Here is a 14,749-nt window from a genome sequence, read left to right on the forward strand (position 1 = left end):
AGGCACCTATGTCCGATAGCTACCTATTCGATGCATGATCTGCTAGTCCAGCAGTTTGTCCAGCGTGATCGGCAGGTCCCGGATCCGCTTGCCGGTGGCGTTGTAGATCGCGTTTCCGATGGCCGCGGCCACGCCCACGTTTCCCAGCTCACCGATCCCCCGCACCCCGACGGGGTTGAACGGGGTGTCGGGGTGGTTCAGGAAGTGGATGTCGATGGGTGGGATGTCGGCGTTGACGGCCAGCAGGTAGTCGGCCAGGTTCGCGTTGGCCCACCGTCCGGAGGGCACCTCGACAGAGGAGCCCTCGAACAGCGCTTGCCCGATGCCGAAGATCGCGCCGCCGACCATCTGGCTGCGCGCTGCCTTGAGGTTCACGATCTGGCCGGCGTCGGCGACCGTGGTCAGCCGCCGCACTCTGGGCTCACCGGTCCTGCGGTGCACCGCCATCTCACAGAAGTGCGCGCCGAAGCTGTGGAACTCGTACCGCTCCGGATCCCCGCCGGTGCCCCGTTCACTCGCCTCCACACCGGCGCTGTTCAGCCGGCCGAGCAGCCTGCCGAAACTCAACCGCCGGTCGGCGGCGACCAGGTCGCCGTGGTCGTAGCGGACGGCCGCCGGATCCAAGCCGTGGAACGGGGAACGTTCGTCCTGGACCGCCACGTCGATGAGCGCCTTGATCGCCGAAGCGGCGGCAACCCGGGTGGCCGACGCCACGGTAGCGGTGGACTGTGAGCCGAACGCGCCGGCGCTCGGCGGCAGGAGCGAGTCGCCGAGTTCCGGCTTGACGCGCCCCAGCGGGATGCCGAGGCTGTCCGCGCCCATGATGGCGAGCACCGTCCACATCCCGGTGCCGAGGTCGGCCGTGGCGGTCGCCACCGACGCGGTGCCGTCGGGCCTCAGGCGCACCCGTACCACGGTCTGGTCGGAGCGGTTCGCCGGGTAGACGGCGGTTGCCGTGCCCATCCCGAGCAGCCAGTCGCCGTCCCGCTTGGCCCGCGGGGTGGCGCTGCGCCGGTGCCAGCCGAAGCGCTGCGCGCCCAGCTGGTAGCACTCATCCAGGTGCTTGCTGGACCACGGCCGCTCCGTGCCGGGCAGCACTGTGGCGTTGTTACGCAGCCGCAACCGCACCGGGTCCATCCGCAGCGCCACCGCGAGCTCGTCCATGGCGGTCTCCAGGGCGAAGGACCCCGAAGCCTCCCCCGGTGCGCGCATGAAGGTCGCCGCGGGCAGATCCAGCGGGACGACCTTCTGCGAAATGTGCATGTTCTCGGTCTTGTAGAGCACCCGCCCGGTGGTGAACGGCCCGTTCTCGGGGGTGAAGCCGGTGATCCCGATGCTGGAGAAGCCCTCGTGCTTCAGGGCCACGAGCGTGCCGTCCCGGCGCGCGCCGAGGGCGACGGTCTGGGCCACGGCCGAACGATGTCCGGTGACCGTGAAGGTCTGCTTGCGGGTCAGCACGGTCTTGACCGGCCGTCCCAACGCGCGGGCTGCGGCGGCGGTGACCAGGTCGTGTGTCCAGGTGGCGGCCTTGTTGCCGAAGCCGCCGCCGACATGCGGACTGATCACATGGACCCGGGCCGGGTCGATGCCGAGCGCGCCGGCGATGCTGCGGGCATGTCCGCCGGCGCCCTGGGTGCCGCTGTATACGGTCATCCGCTCGTCTCGCCACACGGCCACCGAGGCGTGCGGCTCCATGGCGTTGTGGTTCTCGATGGGCTGGCTGACCGAGACCGACACCCTGACCTGCGCGGCCGCCAGGGCGGCGTCGATCGAGGGCACGCCGTCGGCGAGGATGTCGAGCACCGGCGGCTCGTCGCTGCCAGGGCCGCCCTGAGGCGGGACCGCGTGGGGAATGCCGTCGATGAACGACACGGTCGCCGGGCGCGCGTCGTAGTCGACCCGCACCAGCGCCGCGGCGTCGCGGGCGGTCTCGAACGTCTCGGCGACCACCAGGCCGATGATGTGCCCGTAGTGGCGCACCTCGCGGTCCTGCAGCGGCAGCCACGGCGGTCCCCCGAACCCGCCGGCGGCGAAAAGCTTCAGCGGGTGAAACGGGGTGTAGACGGCGAGCACCCCTGGCGCGCGCTGCGCGGTGGCGACATCCATCGCGCGGATGGTCCCCCGGCCCACCGTGCTGAGCAGCAGATAGCCGTGGACCATCCGGTCCGGTGCGTTGTCGGCTGCGTACTTGGCGGCGCCGGTGACTTTGAGGCGGCCATCGACGCGGTCGACCGGCCTGCCCAGCGGTGAAATGGTCATGTCACTCCCCCAGGCTCAGCAGGGCACGGACGACCGTGCGCCGGATCAGTGCGACCTTGAACCGGTTGTGGGCCAGGGGCCGCGCGCCGTCGGCCGCGTGGGCCGCGGCCGCGGTGACGACGTCCTCGCGCAGCGGGCGACCGATGAGAGCCCGTTCCACGGCCGGCAGCCGCCACGGCCTGGTGGCCACGCCGCCGACCGCGACCCGGGCCTGCTGGATGACCCCACCGCGCAGGTGCACACCTACCGCCGCCGAGGCGAGCGCGAACTCGTACGACCGCCGGTCACGCACTTTCAGGTACGCCGACCGCCGGGCGGCCGCCACCCGGGGCAGCGTGACGCCGGTGATCAGCTCACCGGGGCGCAGGTCGGTCTCGACCTGCGGGGTATCGCCGGGTAGCCGGTAGAGGTCGGCGAGGGGCACGGTGCGCGACCCGTCCCGGCTGGTCACCTCGACGTTCGCGTCGAACGCCACGAGCGCCACCGCGAGATCACTGGGATGGGTGGCGACGCATTGATCGGAGGTGCCGAGCACGGCGTGGGTCCGGTTCTCGCCGTCGATCGCCGGGCAACCGCTGCCGGGCTCGCGCCGGTTGCAGGGTGTCTCGGTGTCGCGGTAGTAGCCGCACCGGGTCCGCTGCAGAAGGTTGCCGCCGATGCTGGCCATGGTGCGAATCTGCGGCGACGCGCTGGCCAGCAGCGCCTGGGCGACGGCCGGATATTCGCCGACGACCCGGCGATCGGTGGCGACCGTGGCCATCCGCTCCAGCGCGCCGATACGCAGGCCGCTCTTTTCCAACTGGACGCCATGCAGGGGAAGCCGGTTGATGTCCACGACCCGGCCCGGGGTGAGCACCTCGAGCTTCATGAGGTCGATCAGCGTGGTGCCGCCGGCCAGGTATGCCGAGCCGGCGCCACCGCCGGCGACGGCCTCGTTGACGGTGGCGGCCTGGGCGAAGGTGAACGGCCGCATCAGCCGGCCCGCCGGCCGCTCACGGCCTTCACCGCGTCGACGATGTGGGGGTACGCCCCGCACCGGCAGATGTTGCCGGACATGCGCTCACGGATCGCGTCGTCCGAGGTGGCCCCGCCGTCGGCCACGAGAGCGACGGCGGACATGATCTGGCCGGGCGTGCAGAAGCCGCACTGGAACGCGTCGCAGTCGATGAACGCCTGCTGCATGGGGTGCAGGCGCTCGCCGTGGGCGAGCCCCTCGACCGTGGTCACCGGGCGGCCGGTGGCGGCGGCAGCGAGCGTGAGGCAGGACAGCGTCGGCTTCCCGTCCACGTGCACCGTGCACGCGCCGCACTGACCATGATCGCAGCCCTTCTTGGTGCCGGTGAGCGCCAAGCGCTCGCGCAGCGCGTCGAGCAGTGTCACCCGCGGATCTATCCGCAGGCGTTCGGTCTTCTCGTTGACCACCATGACCACGTCGACCAGGTTCTCGCCGACCTGATCGGCCCGCGCCGCGGCGACCGGCGTCGCCTCGGGCTGGCCGAGGACGGCGACGCCTGCCGAAGCGGCCGCCGCGCGGCCGAGGAACCCGCGCCGGGACAGCGCCCCGTGCGGGGTTCGTGTCATCTCTTCGCGTGCCGGGCTTCCCGGCGTACCGCTATCGAGGTCCATCCCCACACGGTAGTATCAAGTACTTGATTCGGTAAACACCATTGATGCTGTACAAACGCTGAGTCTTCACAGCCGCCCGGCGGGCCGACAGGTTGGCGACCAACCGGCGGAGTCGCGCGACAACGCGGACTCCGCCGGCGAGGACGCCGGCAGCTCGATGCGCCGGCCACCCGCCGCAGCACCAATCCCGCGGTCACGGGAATGGGCCTGTCAAGAAACGGCTCCGGCTCACGCACGAGCACTTGTGCGGATAGCAGAAATCAGGGGGCGATCAGGCGGCAGTCCTTGAACACCAGGACGTTGCCGTCATCGCTGAACATCCGGCATTCGCCGGACACTCGGATTCGCTGACCAGGCTGCACGGTCCGCAGGTGGGCGAATGACGCACGACTACGTTCGCCGAATGGGAGGACGAAGATTGCCAGCTTCTCGCCGTCTGGGGCATCGGAAGCTACCACGATGGGCGTGGAGTACACGCTCTCACCGGCGCTCAGCGCGTATGCGTCGACGGTGAGGATCTTGCCGCGATACGTGCCCTCTGCGGTCTCGCGGTGCTGGATGAACATGCTGTGGATCTCTCGGACGCTGGTCATCGTTTTCCTGTAGGTAGAGGGTTCGGAGAGCTTCTCCAAGCAGCCGCCGACCAGGACCGCGCCGCGGCCCGGCGAAGGTGTCCGCGTCGACCTCGCTCAAGCCGATGTGGCGCACGTGCCCCTCCTCGACCAGTTCGGCGATGGCGCCGACGGTGTCCTCAATCGGCACGGTCGGGTCGAGGCGGGCGAGCCGGCAGATGTCGATCCGGAGTCCGCGACGGTGGGATCCGGCCGCCGACATGATCGCCGCAGCGGGCGTGCCGGCCCGGCGGGTCGCTGTGGGCAAGGCCGTCGTGCTCGGCGAAACCGCACAGCTTGAGCATCAGTCGCTCCCGAGGATGCGGTCGCGGGTGGCGGCGAGGGCGCGCGCCGTCGCGCCGGCGGGCCGGTCGAAGGTCGAGGCCGAGAATCGTGCGGGGCCGGTCTTGGCGGAGAAGGAGTGCGGGTATGCGAACTCGCGGAGTCCCTCTTCGCCGTGCTTACGCCCGTATCCGCTGTCGCCCCGGCCACCGAACGGCAGGGCGGGGTTCATCAAGAAGGAGAGGGCGTCGTTGATGCTGGTCATGCCCACCCGTAGGCGACGGGCGATCGCCTCGCCGTGGCCGCGGCTGAACACGGCACTGCCGAGGCCGTACGGGCCGGCGTTGATCAGCGCGATGGCCTCCTCGGTGTCGGCGACCTTGACCACCGCGAGCGTCGGGCCGAAGGTCTCCTCGGTCGCGGCGAGGGCGTCGGCGGGCACGTCGACGAGGATGGTCGGCCTGACGTACCGGTCGCCGGTCACCGTGTCGAGGCCGCCGACCGCGGCGGTCGCACCGCGGGCGAGGGCATCGCTGATGTGTTCCCGGATGACCGGGATCTGGCTGGTCAGCGGGACCGGCCCGAGCTGCGCGTCGGCGTCGCTGCCGACCCGGACGCCGCGAGCCAGGCCGGTGACCTTCTCGACGAACGCGTCGTACACCGATTCGACGACGTAGGCCACCTCGAGGCTGACGCAGCCGTGTCCGGTGTTCTGCAGGGCGCCCCAGACGATGTGCGCGGCGGCCTCGTCCAGGTCGGCGTCCTCGGCCACGATGGCACCGTCGTTGCCGCCGAGTTCGAGCAGCATCGGGGTCACGGTCCGCGCGGCCTGGGCGGCCACCGTCTTGCCGGTGGCGACGCTGCCGGTGAAAGCGACCTTGTCCACGCCGGCGGCTATCAGCGCCTGGCCCGTGGCGCCGTACCCGATGAGGTTTTGCAGGACGGCCGGGAAGTCAGGAACGGCGGCCTCCCACGCCCGCACGAGCCACTGCCCGACGCCCGGCGTGAGGTGGCTGGGCTTGAGGATGACGGCGTTGCCGGCGGCGAGGGCGTTGATGACGATGGCGCCGGGGGTAATCAGCGGGAAGTTCCACGGGCCGATGACGCCGACGACGCCGTACGGCTGGTATTCGATCCACGCTTGCTGGTTGGGTGCGGCCTGGACGGCCGGTACGTCCCGGCGGCCCAGGACCCCCTCGGCGTTGTCGAGGGCGTACTGCAGGTGCCCGATGGTGCCGAGGACCTCGCTGCGGGCGTCGTCGACCGGCTTGCCGTTCTCCGCGTGGATGAGCGCGGCCACGTCCTCACCAGCTCGGGCGATCTCGCGCTGCCACGCGCGCAGCCGCTGCGCGCGGCCGTCGAATCCGAGGTCCCACCAGGCGCCGGCAACCTGCCGGGCGGCGGCGACGGCAGCGGCCGCCTGCTCGCTGCCGTCCACCGGATACCGGGCCAGCTCGGCGCCGGTGGCCTGGTCGATGGTGACGACCTCGCTGTCGTCGAAGCCGACAACGCCGTCGCGCGTCACCGTTGGGGTGCTGTTCGTCATGATCCCACCTGATTCTTCTACTGCCGACCGGTAGTGCCCGGACGGGCGTCAAGCTGCCATCACCAAAGTACGCAAGCGGCTGCGTTCTATCAAGTGTTTGATGTCGCTAAAATGCTTCATTGCGGTAGCGGCACCTTGACGGCGCGGCGTTCGGCGAGGTCGTCACCGTTCCATCCGCCTCACGGCGACGCGGTCCACCGCGTACAGGATCGTGGTGCTGCCGATGATCCAGACGGCGAGCAGAGCCACGCCGCCGGCGAATCCGTCGTTGTCGAAGTACGAGATGCCCTGCAGGGCACGGATTCCGAGCCCGACCGGCAGGACGTCGGCCAGCGGCCGGAGCCAGTCGGGAAGGTACGCGACGGGCAGCGTCCCGCCGCCGGTCGCGTTGCCGAGGATCAGCAACAACACGGTGGCGACCATCGTGCCGATGGCGCCGGCGACCCGCATGATGAGCACAGTCGCCGCGGCGACCGACCCGGCGAGCAGGATCGCGACGACCGCGAGCGAGGCGAACGCGCCGGGCAACGCGTTGAAGCCGGTGGGCCCGGCGACCAGCGTCGTGACGGTGCCCGCGGTGGCGGCGAACGCGGTGAGGCTGAGCAGCCGCAACCGCAACCGCAGCCGGGGCGCCATCTGGTAGGAGATCAGCCCGAAGAGGAATCCGGCCAGCACCAGCCCGAAACCGGTATAGAAGATGGACAGGCTGCGGGTGTCACCGGACGAGGTCGGCACCACGTCGACGGGCCGCAGCGTCGCCCCTGACCCCTGGGCGACACCCTGGAAGATGCCCTCCAGGGTGGCCTGCACGGCCGGGCCGTTGGCCCCCGCGTACAACAGGTCCACCGTCCTGCCGTCGGCATCGACGACGACAGCGCCATAGACGGACCGATCCTCGATCCCGCGCCGGGCCGCGTCGGCCGAACCGAACGGGACCAGCTTGACCGACCCCCCGGCACGCGAGGTGAGACCGGTCGAGATCGCAGCGACCCGAGCCGGCGTGCCGACGACCCCCACCGGGAGGTCGCGCGGTCGAGGAGCGTGGAAAGCGGCAAGGAAGATCGACACGAAGATCGTGCCGATGACCAGCCCCACCATCGCGGGAACGAGCACGCCTCGCAGCGGGCTCGGCCCGTTCGGGGCCGGGATGGCGTCCAGGAGGCCGTCCCCGGCCGCGTGGTTCTCGCGAGTTTGAGTCACCCGGCGACCATAAGTCACACGCCTGGCATGTATCAAGTAGCTGATACGTGTGAATAACTTGTAAGCTGTGTCGCATGACGCAGGAGAACACCGAGCCGGTCGGCACCGGTGCCATGAACCGGGTGATCTGGGCGCTACGCCAGGCCGAGCAGACGCTGCAAACCCTCAAGGAACAACGGCTGCGGCCACTGGGCATGGCACCCGCGCACTACTCCCTGCTCATCTCGATCCACACCCACCCCGGCATCACCGGCGCCGAACTGGCCCGCCGGCTCACCGTCACACCACAGTCGGTGGCGTCGCTGGTGGCGCGGCTGGCCGACAAGGGCCAACTGGAACGACGCAGCCACCCCCGACACCGGCACGTCCAGGAACTGCACCTCACCGATGCCGGCCGCCAGGCACTGCACGCGTCCGACGCGGTGATCGCCGCGATCGAACACCGCATCACCACCCGGCTGGGGCCCGACGACACCGCACGATTCACCGCCACGCTCGGCGAAGTGGTCGACGCAGTCCGCGATACGCAGCCGTAGCGAGCCCTGGAGAGGCTCGCCGACCTCAGCGTGCGTCGTGCTCCGCGCCGGCTGCCCGCCCACTTGAGGTCTGTGCGCCAAAGGCTTGCCTCCCGGCAAAGGCTTGACGACCGTGTCGTACGCTCGCGGGATGGAGCAGCTTGACGGGGGGCCGGTATCCGCAGCGGCGCTGGAGCGGGTGACCTGGGCGTTGCGGCGGGCCGAGCTCGCCGTGCAGACCCTGAAGGAGCAGCGGCTGCGGTCGGCGCTGGGCCTGCCGGTGGCGCACTACACGCTGCTGATCTCCATCCATGCCGAACCCGGCCTGGCCGGCGCGGAGCTGGCGCGCCGGCTGAATGTCACACCGCAAGCCGTGGCCTCGCTGGCGGACCGCCTGGAGAGCCGGGGCCAGCTGGAACGCAGGCCGCATCCCCGCCATCGCCACGTGCAGGAACTCCACCTCACGGATGCCGGCCGCGACCTTCTTCGCCAGGCCGACATCCTGGTCGAGGAGGTCGAAAAGAAGATCACCACGCGACTGGGACGCACCGACACCGTCCGGCTCCGGGCCTTGCTCGAAAAGGTCGCCGCCATAGCCCAGGAAACGTGACCTGGCACCTACTCCCGACCCGGCCCATAGCGCCCATGGCGATGGCCGCAGAGAACCTGGCGGAAGGGTACCGACCGCCGCGGCCGGTGAAATGTGGTCAGGACACCCGGTTGCGGCCACCGCGTTTGGCCTGGTAGAGCTGGGCGTCGGCGGCCTCGATCAGCTGCTCGGGACTGTTGTCGGGGCCGGGTAGCACGCAGGCCACGCCGATGCTGACGGTCAGGCGGCCGGTGGACGACTTCTCGTGCGGCTCTTCGAGGGCCTCGACGGCGGCCCGTACCCGTTCGGCGGCCTTGTGCGCGGCCTCGAGATCGTCGCAGTGCAGGACGATCGCGAATTCCTCGCCGCCGTAGCGGGCCACCAGGTCGTCGCCACGGACGGCCGCGGCCGCGGCTGCGGCTGCGGCGACCTGGCGCAGGCAGGCGTCGCCGGCGGGGTGGCCGTAGTGGTCGTTGTACAGCTTGAAGTGGTCCACGTCGATCATGGCGATGGCTACCTGACCGCCGGTGTGCGGGTCGCGTTGCCATTCGGCGGCGAGCCTGTCATCGAGTTGGCGGCGGTTGGCCAGGCCGGTCAGCGGGTCGGTGATGCTCAGCTGCTGGAGCCGGCGGTTGGCGACCTCCAGTTCCTCGGTGCGCTCGGCCACCTTGCGCTCGAGCGACGCGTACAGCCGGGCGTTGTCCATCGACACCGAGAGCTGGCCGGCGATCAGCAACACCGCGTCGAGCCGGTCGACGGTGAACGCGTTGCGGCTGAGCCGGTTCTCCAGCAACACCATGGCGCGGGGGTCGCCCTGGCTGAGGATCGGCACGGCCAGCAGCGAGCAGCAGTCCAGCGCCCGCACGTACGGGTCGCGGGCGAATCGGTCGTCCTGAGTGGCGTCCTCCACCAGCAGCGGGGTCCGGGTGCGCTCGGCGTACCGAAAAGCGGTCAGCGGCAACAGCCCGCGGTCCCCGGCCTCGGCCAGCGGGATGCCCACGCCTGCGTCGTCGGACAGGTACCACCCGGCATCGCCGCGCAGCAGCACGCGCACGATGCTGGCGCCGGTGAGGGTGCGCAGCACCTCGCCGACCCGTTCGCGCAACCGGTCGAGGTTGGTTTCCGAGCTGAGCGCCTGGGACGCCTTCAGCACGGCGAGCAGGTCGATGGATTCCGCCGAAACGCGGGCGGTGGCAGTCGAGATCCGGCGGCCCGGGTTGTCGGCGGCGCCGCGCAGGAACGGGTACGCCGCTTCGAGCTGGCGCACCTTCGCGGTGGCGCCCCAACCCTGGTAGCCGCGCAGGGCCTCGGTGAGCAGGTGCCTGCCGATGTACTTGCTGCCCGATGCCAGGTGGAAGGTGGCGGCCCGCTCGGCGATCAGGGCCTGATGCCCGGGGCGGCGGCGGTTGGCGACCTCGCCGAGCGCGGTGTCGAAGGCCGCCGTGGCCTCATGCGGGGCGCCGGCCGCCCAGGCCCGTTCAGCGTCGATGAGGCGCACCTGGTGGCCGAAGGTGGCCGGGTTGTCGGCGGCTCGCCGGGCCAGCCATTCCCGGCAGGCGTCGAGCTCGACCGCTGCTTCGGCACGGCCGCCGCGGACCTGGTCGGCGAGGGCGAGGGCGCGCAGCAGGTACGCGCGGGACCTCGTGTAGGACGCCTGGATGAGATGCAGCATCGGCATCGCGGCGGCCGAGTGCCGGTCGAGGGCTTCCGGCTCGCCGAGTATCGCCGCCGCCAGGGCCCGGTTGATGTGGTGGTAGACGGTGGCGATCGGGTGGCCCTCGACGGTGGCCAGGTATCCGGGACTGTCGAAGGCGGCCGTCGGATCGTCAGAGTCGTCGCGCAGCACGTCGACCAGCTGCCGGAACAGCAGAGAGATGGCCCTGACATGCTCATTGCCGGTCCGCGCCGCGAACCTCAGCCCGGCTTGGACCTCCGCGGCGTAGCTGTCCAGGGTGGCCGCGGTGTCCAGCCCGGGCGGCGTCGTGGCGTTGAAGGTGGAGCAGGCGAACAGTACCTCGCCGGCGCGTACCAGCCCTTCGTGTGCCTGCCGGGCCTGCTGGATGGTGTCCTCGAGGGGTTCGAACCAGTGACCGGCGGTGATCGAGAACAGGAATCGGGCCTGTGCGGTCTCCGGCTCGTAGCCGCGCTCCTCCCCGGCGGCCAGCACTCGGCGGATGGCGCCGTATCCGGTGAAGTAGTCCTCCCGGGCCGCCATGATCGAGCCGGCGTGCGCGATCGGGCCGACCAGGGCGGCGAGCGGGCCGTGTTCGTCCCACAGCCGGCGGGCCTCGGTGACCAGCCAGCCCATCATCGCCTTGGCACCGAAGAAGGCCGGCGACATCATCTTGTTCAGCAGCGTGGCGGCGGCCACCATCCGAGGATCGTCGATGTCCGGGCGCCCGCGGTCGACGTCCGGGTCCGTCACGGCGGCGAAGGCGAGTAGCGGCGCCAAGCCGCGCTCGACGGCTGCCGGCAGGTCACCGGCCGGGGGCACGTGCACGCCGAGCTGAGGCAGCAGGTCGAGGCCGATGGTGAGGGCCGCACGGGTCTGACGGCGAACGGTGAGGCTGGTGATCTGCATACAGACGGCCGGGAGAAGGTCGAGCGGGTCAGGATCTCGCCGGGCGATAGCCCGATACACCTCGTCGGCCTCGGCCAGCCGGCCCAGCACGCACAGCGCGGCGTGCCACTCGGTCTCTACGGCCGTCCGCAGCGGGTCGTCCGCGTCGACCAGGGCCACGGCCGCAGCCAGGAACTGCTCGGCAGCCACGTAGTTGACCAGGCGGACACCGGCTGCGGCGGTCCGGAACAGGCCGACGACACGGCACCGCTCGGCGGTCTCGGTGACGTCGCCGGCAGCCGCCAGGTACTGCTGGGCGGCGACCACGCCGAACGCCGGGTGGTCGGCGAGTCGCCGGGCCGAGGCCAGCTGCAGCTCCCGGCGCCGGTCCGGGCCCAGTCGGCCGTACGCGGCCTGCTGCACCCGGTCGTGCCGGAACCGGACGGTGTCCTCGCCGGCTCCACGCTCCAGCACGAGCAGCCCATCCTCGAGAGCCGCACCGAGAAGCTCAGCGGCAACCGCCTCCGGCAAGCCGGCCGCGAGCCGCAGCAGCTTCACCTCGACCTCGCAGGCCAGGCAGGCCATGACGGCCAGCAGTGCCTGAGTGCCGGCCGGCAGCTGCCGCATCCGGTCGGTGAGCAGGTCGAGCACGTTGCCGTCGCCGACGAAGGCCCGCAGGGCCGCGTCGTCCCAGCTCCAGCCGGACTCGCCGGCGGTCAGCACGCCGTCGCGGCGAAGCGCGTTGACCAGTTCCACGCTGTCGTACGGGTTGCCGCCGGTGCGGGCCACGACCTGCTCGCTGAGCCGAGCGGCCTCGGCGGCGGGCAGTCTCAGCATCTCGGCGAGCAGTTCGCTGAGGTCGGCCGGGGGCAGGTTGTGCAGGTGCAACCGGAGCGGCGCGCAGTCGAGCCGATCCCAGCGGGCCAGCATGACCGACCACGGGTGGGCGGCGTCGACCTCGGCGTCCCGGTACGCCCCGACGACCAGCAGCCCGGTCAGCTGGTCGTCGCAGACCACGGCGTCGAGGAAGGCGATCGGATTGGCAGGTGCCCACTGGAGGTCGTCGACGACCATGACCAGCGGCCGGTCGGGCGACACCACCGCGCGCAGCAGTTGCAGGCCGCCCTGGATGAGACGCGCCTGGTCGCCGCCGATGTCCTCCGGTGTGACATCGAGCAGCACGGCCAGTTCGGGCAGCATCGACGCCACCATGCCCGCGTTGCCGCCCAGCGACGCGACGATCCTCGACCGCAGCTCGGTCAGGCTGGCCTCGGGCTCTGCCAGCAGCAGCCGGCAGACCCCGCGCATGGCCTGGGCGATGGCATCGGAGGTGAGGTCGGCCCGGTTCTGGTCGAACTTGCCGGACACGAACCAGCCACCACGAGCTGTGACCAGCGACCGCAGTTCGTCGATCAGCGCGGTCTTGCCGACCCCGGGCGCGCCGCTGACCAGCAGCGTCCGCCCGGTGCCGGCCAGCGCTGAGCGCAGCGCCGCGATCTCGTCGTCCCGGCCGACCAGCCGCGACGGCGGGGACAGCCGCAGTGGGAAGTCTCGTTCGCCGAGGGTGAACGGTGCCAAGTTGCCGGTCGCCAGCCGGCCGAGGTCGTGCACGAGACCCTCGGCGCTCTGGTAGCGCCGGTCCGGCTCCTTTTCCAGCAGGCGCATGATGATCTCGGACAGCTGCGCCGGCACCTCCGGGTTGAGTGCGGCGGGTGCGGTGGGCAGCTCCGCGAGGTGGCAGTGGATGAGCTGCAGAGGGTCGTCTTCGCCGAACGGTGGCCGTCCGGTGGCCAGCTCGTAGAGGGTGGCGCCGAGCGAGTACAGGTCCGCGCGCTGGTCGACGGACCCGCCGGTGCGGCCGGTCTGTTCGGGCGCGATGTAGGCGAGAGTGCCGGCGATCTGGCTCTGGTGGATGAAGCTGGGCCGCTCCTCGGCGAACGTGGTGGCCAGCTCGAAGTCGATGAGCGCGGCCCTGCCGTCGGCGGTGAGCACCACGTTGGCCGGGCTGATGTCCTTGTGCACGACGCCGCGCCGGTGCACGGCTGCCACCACGGTGGCCACGCGCAGCGCGAGGTCGACCAGGGCCGGTCCGGCGACCGGCGAGAGGTCGCGCAGCGGGCTGCCGCCGAGATCCTCCAGCACGATCACCTCGGGCGCGGCGACAGCGGTGCCGAGCTGAGCCACACCGGGTACGCCGGCGAGGCGGCGCAGGATGGCGGTCTCGTGGCGTCGCCGCTGGTCGGAGTCGGCGCCGATCGGCTCCTTGTGGATCACCGTGCCGGCGGCGCCGCCGAGAGCCACGCGGCGCACGATGGTCCGGTCACTCTGGTAGACGAGGCCCTCGTCAGCCACCGGCAGGTCCAGGGAGTGACCAATGATGGATGTCATCGAGCGCCTCTCGCCTGCGAACCCTCAGTTCTTAGTTCGGCGGTGCGGCGCGCGGGGTGAGGACTTCGGCTCCGGCGATTCGGCTGTGCGCCGGCGCTGCAGGTGGGAAGGCCTGCAGATCCTCTCCTCCTGGACCGCGACCGCCACGGCCCCGTCGTCTCACCACCAGTAGTTGTCCTGTGGCGTGTAGGGCGCCTCCAGTTCGGTGACCTCAGCGTCGGTGAGTGGGAGTTTCAGGGCTGCGACGGCGTCCGCCAGGTGGTTCGGCTTGGTGGCGCCGACGATCGGGCAGGACACGACCGGCCTGGCCAGCACCCAGGCCAGGGCCACCTGAGCCATCGGGACCTCGCGGGCTTGGGCGATCTTGTGGATGGTGTCGACGACCGGCTTGTCGGCGTCCCGGTCGAATGCCTTGGCGACGGTGTCCGACGACGAGCGTGCGGTCTGTTCACCCCAGGGCCGGGTCGCGCGGCCTTTGGCCAGCGGGGAGTACGGGGTCAGGCCGACACCCTGGTCGAGGCACATCGGGATCATGTCTCGCTCCTCTTCCCGCTTGAGCACGTTGTACTGGTCCTGCATGGCCGAGAACGCGGTCCACCCGTTGAGCACGGCGGCGTGCTGCATCTTCGCGAACTGCCAGGCCCACATCGACGACGCGCCGAGGTAGCGCACCTTGCCGGTCCGGACCAGGTCGTCGAGGGTTGCCATGGTCTCCTCGACGGGCGTGTTCGGGTCGAAGCGATGGATGTAGTACACGTCGATGTAGTCGGTGCTCAGCCGCCGCAGCGAGGCGTCCACCTGTTCGAGGATGGCCTTGCGGGACAGGCCGCTGCCGCCGGGACCATCGTGCATCTTCCCGCTGACCTTGGTGGCGAGCACGATGTCCTCGCGGCGGGAGAACCTGCTGATCGCCCGGCCGACAAACTCCTCCGACGTGCCGCTCTGATAGACGTTCGCGGTGTCCCAGAACGTGACGCCCAGTTCGACGGCCTGCCGGAAGAACGGCGCCGCGGCCTCCTCGTCCAGCGTCCATTGGTGCATGCCGGCGCCGGCGTTGCCGTAGCTCATGCAGCCCAGCCCGATCCGGCTCACCCTCAAGCCGGTCCGGCCCAGCCTCGTGTATTCCACCTCGATGCCCCTTCCTGCGGATGATCGCTCGACGGATCCGACGCG

The 14,749-nt window shown here is 70.8% G+C and carries 11 protein-coding genes and 1 pseudogene; 2 read left to right on the forward strand and 10 right to left on the reverse strand.

Going from position 1 to position 14,749, the window contains the following annotated elements:
• Nucleotides 1–42 precede the first annotated feature (42 nt).
• From DMB66_RS21550 to DMB66_RS21580, 8 genes and pseudogenes are all read right to left on the reverse strand, one after another.
• Entirely contained in the window at nucleotides 43–2,259 is a 2,217-nt protein-coding gene (locus DMB66_RS21550; protein WP_125805916.1) for a xanthine dehydrogenase family protein molybdopterin-binding subunit, read from the reverse strand.
• Between the two features lies 1 nt (nucleotide 2,260).
• Nucleotides 2,261–3,232, reverse strand: a complete 972-nt coding sequence (locus DMB66_RS21555) for a xanthine dehydrogenase family protein subunit M (RefSeq protein WP_125805917.1) — start codon at nucleotides 3,230–3,232, stop codon at nucleotides 2,261–2,263.
• Nucleotides 3,232–3,684, reverse strand: a complete 453-nt coding sequence (locus DMB66_RS21560) for a (2Fe-2S)-binding protein (RefSeq protein ID WP_233624751.1) — start codon at nucleotides 3,682–3,684, stop codon at nucleotides 3,232–3,234. Before DMB66_RS21560 ends, DMB66_RS21555 begins: the two co-directional genes overlap by 1 nt.
• A gap of 72 nt (nucleotides 3,685–3,756) precedes the next feature.
• Nucleotides 3,757–3,885, reverse strand: a pseudogene (locus tag DMB66_RS65960) (twin-arginine translocation signal domain-containing protein); the annotation flags it as partial.
• Nucleotides 3,886–4,145: 260 nt separating this feature from the next.
• Complete coding sequence (locus tag DMB66_RS21565) at nucleotides 4,146–4,478, reverse strand: hypothetical protein (RefSeq protein WP_125805918.1); 333 nt, start codon at nucleotides 4,476–4,478, stop codon at nucleotides 4,146–4,148.
• On the reverse strand, nucleotides 4,366–4,719 hold the full coding sequence (locus DMB66_RS65965; RefSeq protein WP_199752557.1) for an aldo/keto reductase: 354 nt from the start codon (nucleotides 4,717–4,719) through the stop codon (nucleotides 4,366–4,368). The genes DMB66_RS21565 and DMB66_RS65965 overlap by 113 nt, the downstream gene beginning before the upstream one ends.
• A gap of 81 nt (nucleotides 4,720–4,800) precedes the next feature.
• The gene (locus DMB66_RS21575) at nucleotides 4,801–6,324 is read right to left on the reverse strand and encodes an aldehyde dehydrogenase family protein (protein WP_125805919.1); all 1,524 of its coding nucleotides are present in this window, start codon (nucleotides 6,322–6,324) and stop codon (nucleotides 4,801–4,803) included.
• Nucleotides 6,325–6,486: 162 nt separating this feature from the next.
• Nucleotides 6,487–7,524 (reverse strand): ABC transporter permease, encoded by a 1,038-nt coding sequence (locus DMB66_RS21580; protein WP_125805920.1) that lies wholly within the window; start codon nucleotides 7,522–7,524, stop codon nucleotides 6,487–6,489.
• Nucleotides 7,525–7,598: 74 nt separating this feature from the next.
• On the opposite strand from DMB66_RS21580, the gene DMB66_RS21585 reads away from it, so the two are divergent.
• Together DMB66_RS21585 and DMB66_RS21590 are read left to right on the forward strand one after the other, a co-directional pair.
• Nucleotides 7,599–8,060, forward strand: coding sequence for a MarR family winged helix-turn-helix transcriptional regulator (locus tag DMB66_RS21585; protein WP_125805921.1), 462 nt, complete (start codon nucleotides 7,599–7,601; stop codon nucleotides 8,058–8,060).
• A gap of 130 nt (nucleotides 8,061–8,190) precedes the next feature.
• The gene (locus tag DMB66_RS21590) at nucleotides 8,191–8,649 is read left to right on the forward strand and encodes a MarR family winged helix-turn-helix transcriptional regulator (RefSeq protein ID WP_125805922.1); all 459 of its coding nucleotides are present in this window, start codon (nucleotides 8,191–8,193) and stop codon (nucleotides 8,647–8,649) included.
• Nucleotides 8,650–8,746: 97 nt separating this feature from the next.
• Here the strand turns inward: DMB66_RS21590 and DMB66_RS21595 are convergent, their stop codons facing one another.
• A complete protein-coding gene (locus tag DMB66_RS21595) occupies nucleotides 8,747–13,576 on the reverse strand; it encodes a diguanylate cyclase (RefSeq protein WP_125805923.1) in 4,830 nt (1,609 codons plus the stop codon).
• 159 nt (nucleotides 13,577–13,735) lie between these two features.
• Nucleotides 13,736–14,704, reverse strand: a complete 969-nt coding sequence (locus DMB66_RS21600; protein WP_125805924.1) for an aldo/keto reductase — start codon at nucleotides 14,702–14,704, stop codon at nucleotides 13,736–13,738.
• Nucleotides 14,705–14,749 lie beyond the last annotated feature (45 nt).

The organism is Actinoplanes sp. ATCC 53533, from assembly GCF_003947245.1.

What these genes read in the sequence shown, in the direction of transcription:
- DMB66_RS21550 (WP_125805916.1), bottom strand. Translation starts at nt 2,259, where the DNA reads ATGACCATTTCACCGCTGGGCAGGCCGGTCGACCGCGTCGATGGCCGC.
- DMB66_RS21555 (WP_125805917.1), bottom strand. Translation starts at nt 3,232, where the DNA reads ATGCGGCCGTTCACCTTCGCCCAGGCCGCCACCGTCAACGAGGCCGTC.
- DMB66_RS21560 (WP_233624751.1), bottom strand. Translation starts at nt 3,684, where the DNA reads ATGGTGGTCAACGAGAAGACCGAACGCCTGCGGATAGATCCGCGGGTG.
- DMB66_RS21565 (WP_125805918.1), bottom strand. Translation starts at nt 4,478, where the DNA reads ATGACCAGCGTCCGAGAGATCCACAGCATGTTCATCCAGCACCGCGAG.
- DMB66_RS65965 (WP_199752557.1), bottom strand. Translation starts at nt 4,719, where the DNA reads ATGTCGGCGGCCGGATCCCACCGTCGCGGACTCCGGATCGACATCTGC.
- DMB66_RS21575 (WP_125805919.1), bottom strand. Translation starts at nt 6,324, where the DNA reads ATGACGAACAGCACCCCAACGGTGACGCGCGACGGCGTTGTCGGCTTC.
- DMB66_RS21585 (WP_125805921.1), top strand. Translation starts at nt 7,599, where the DNA reads ATGACGCAGGAGAACACCGAGCCGGTCGGCACCGGTGCCATGAACCGG.
- DMB66_RS21590 (WP_125805922.1), top strand. Translation starts at nt 8,191, where the DNA reads ATGGAGCAGCTTGACGGGGGGCCGGTATCCGCAGCGGCGCTGGAGCGG.
- DMB66_RS21595 (WP_125805923.1), bottom strand. Translation starts at nt 13,576, where the DNA reads ATGACATCCATCATTGGTCACTCCCTGGACCTGCCGGTGGCTGACGAG.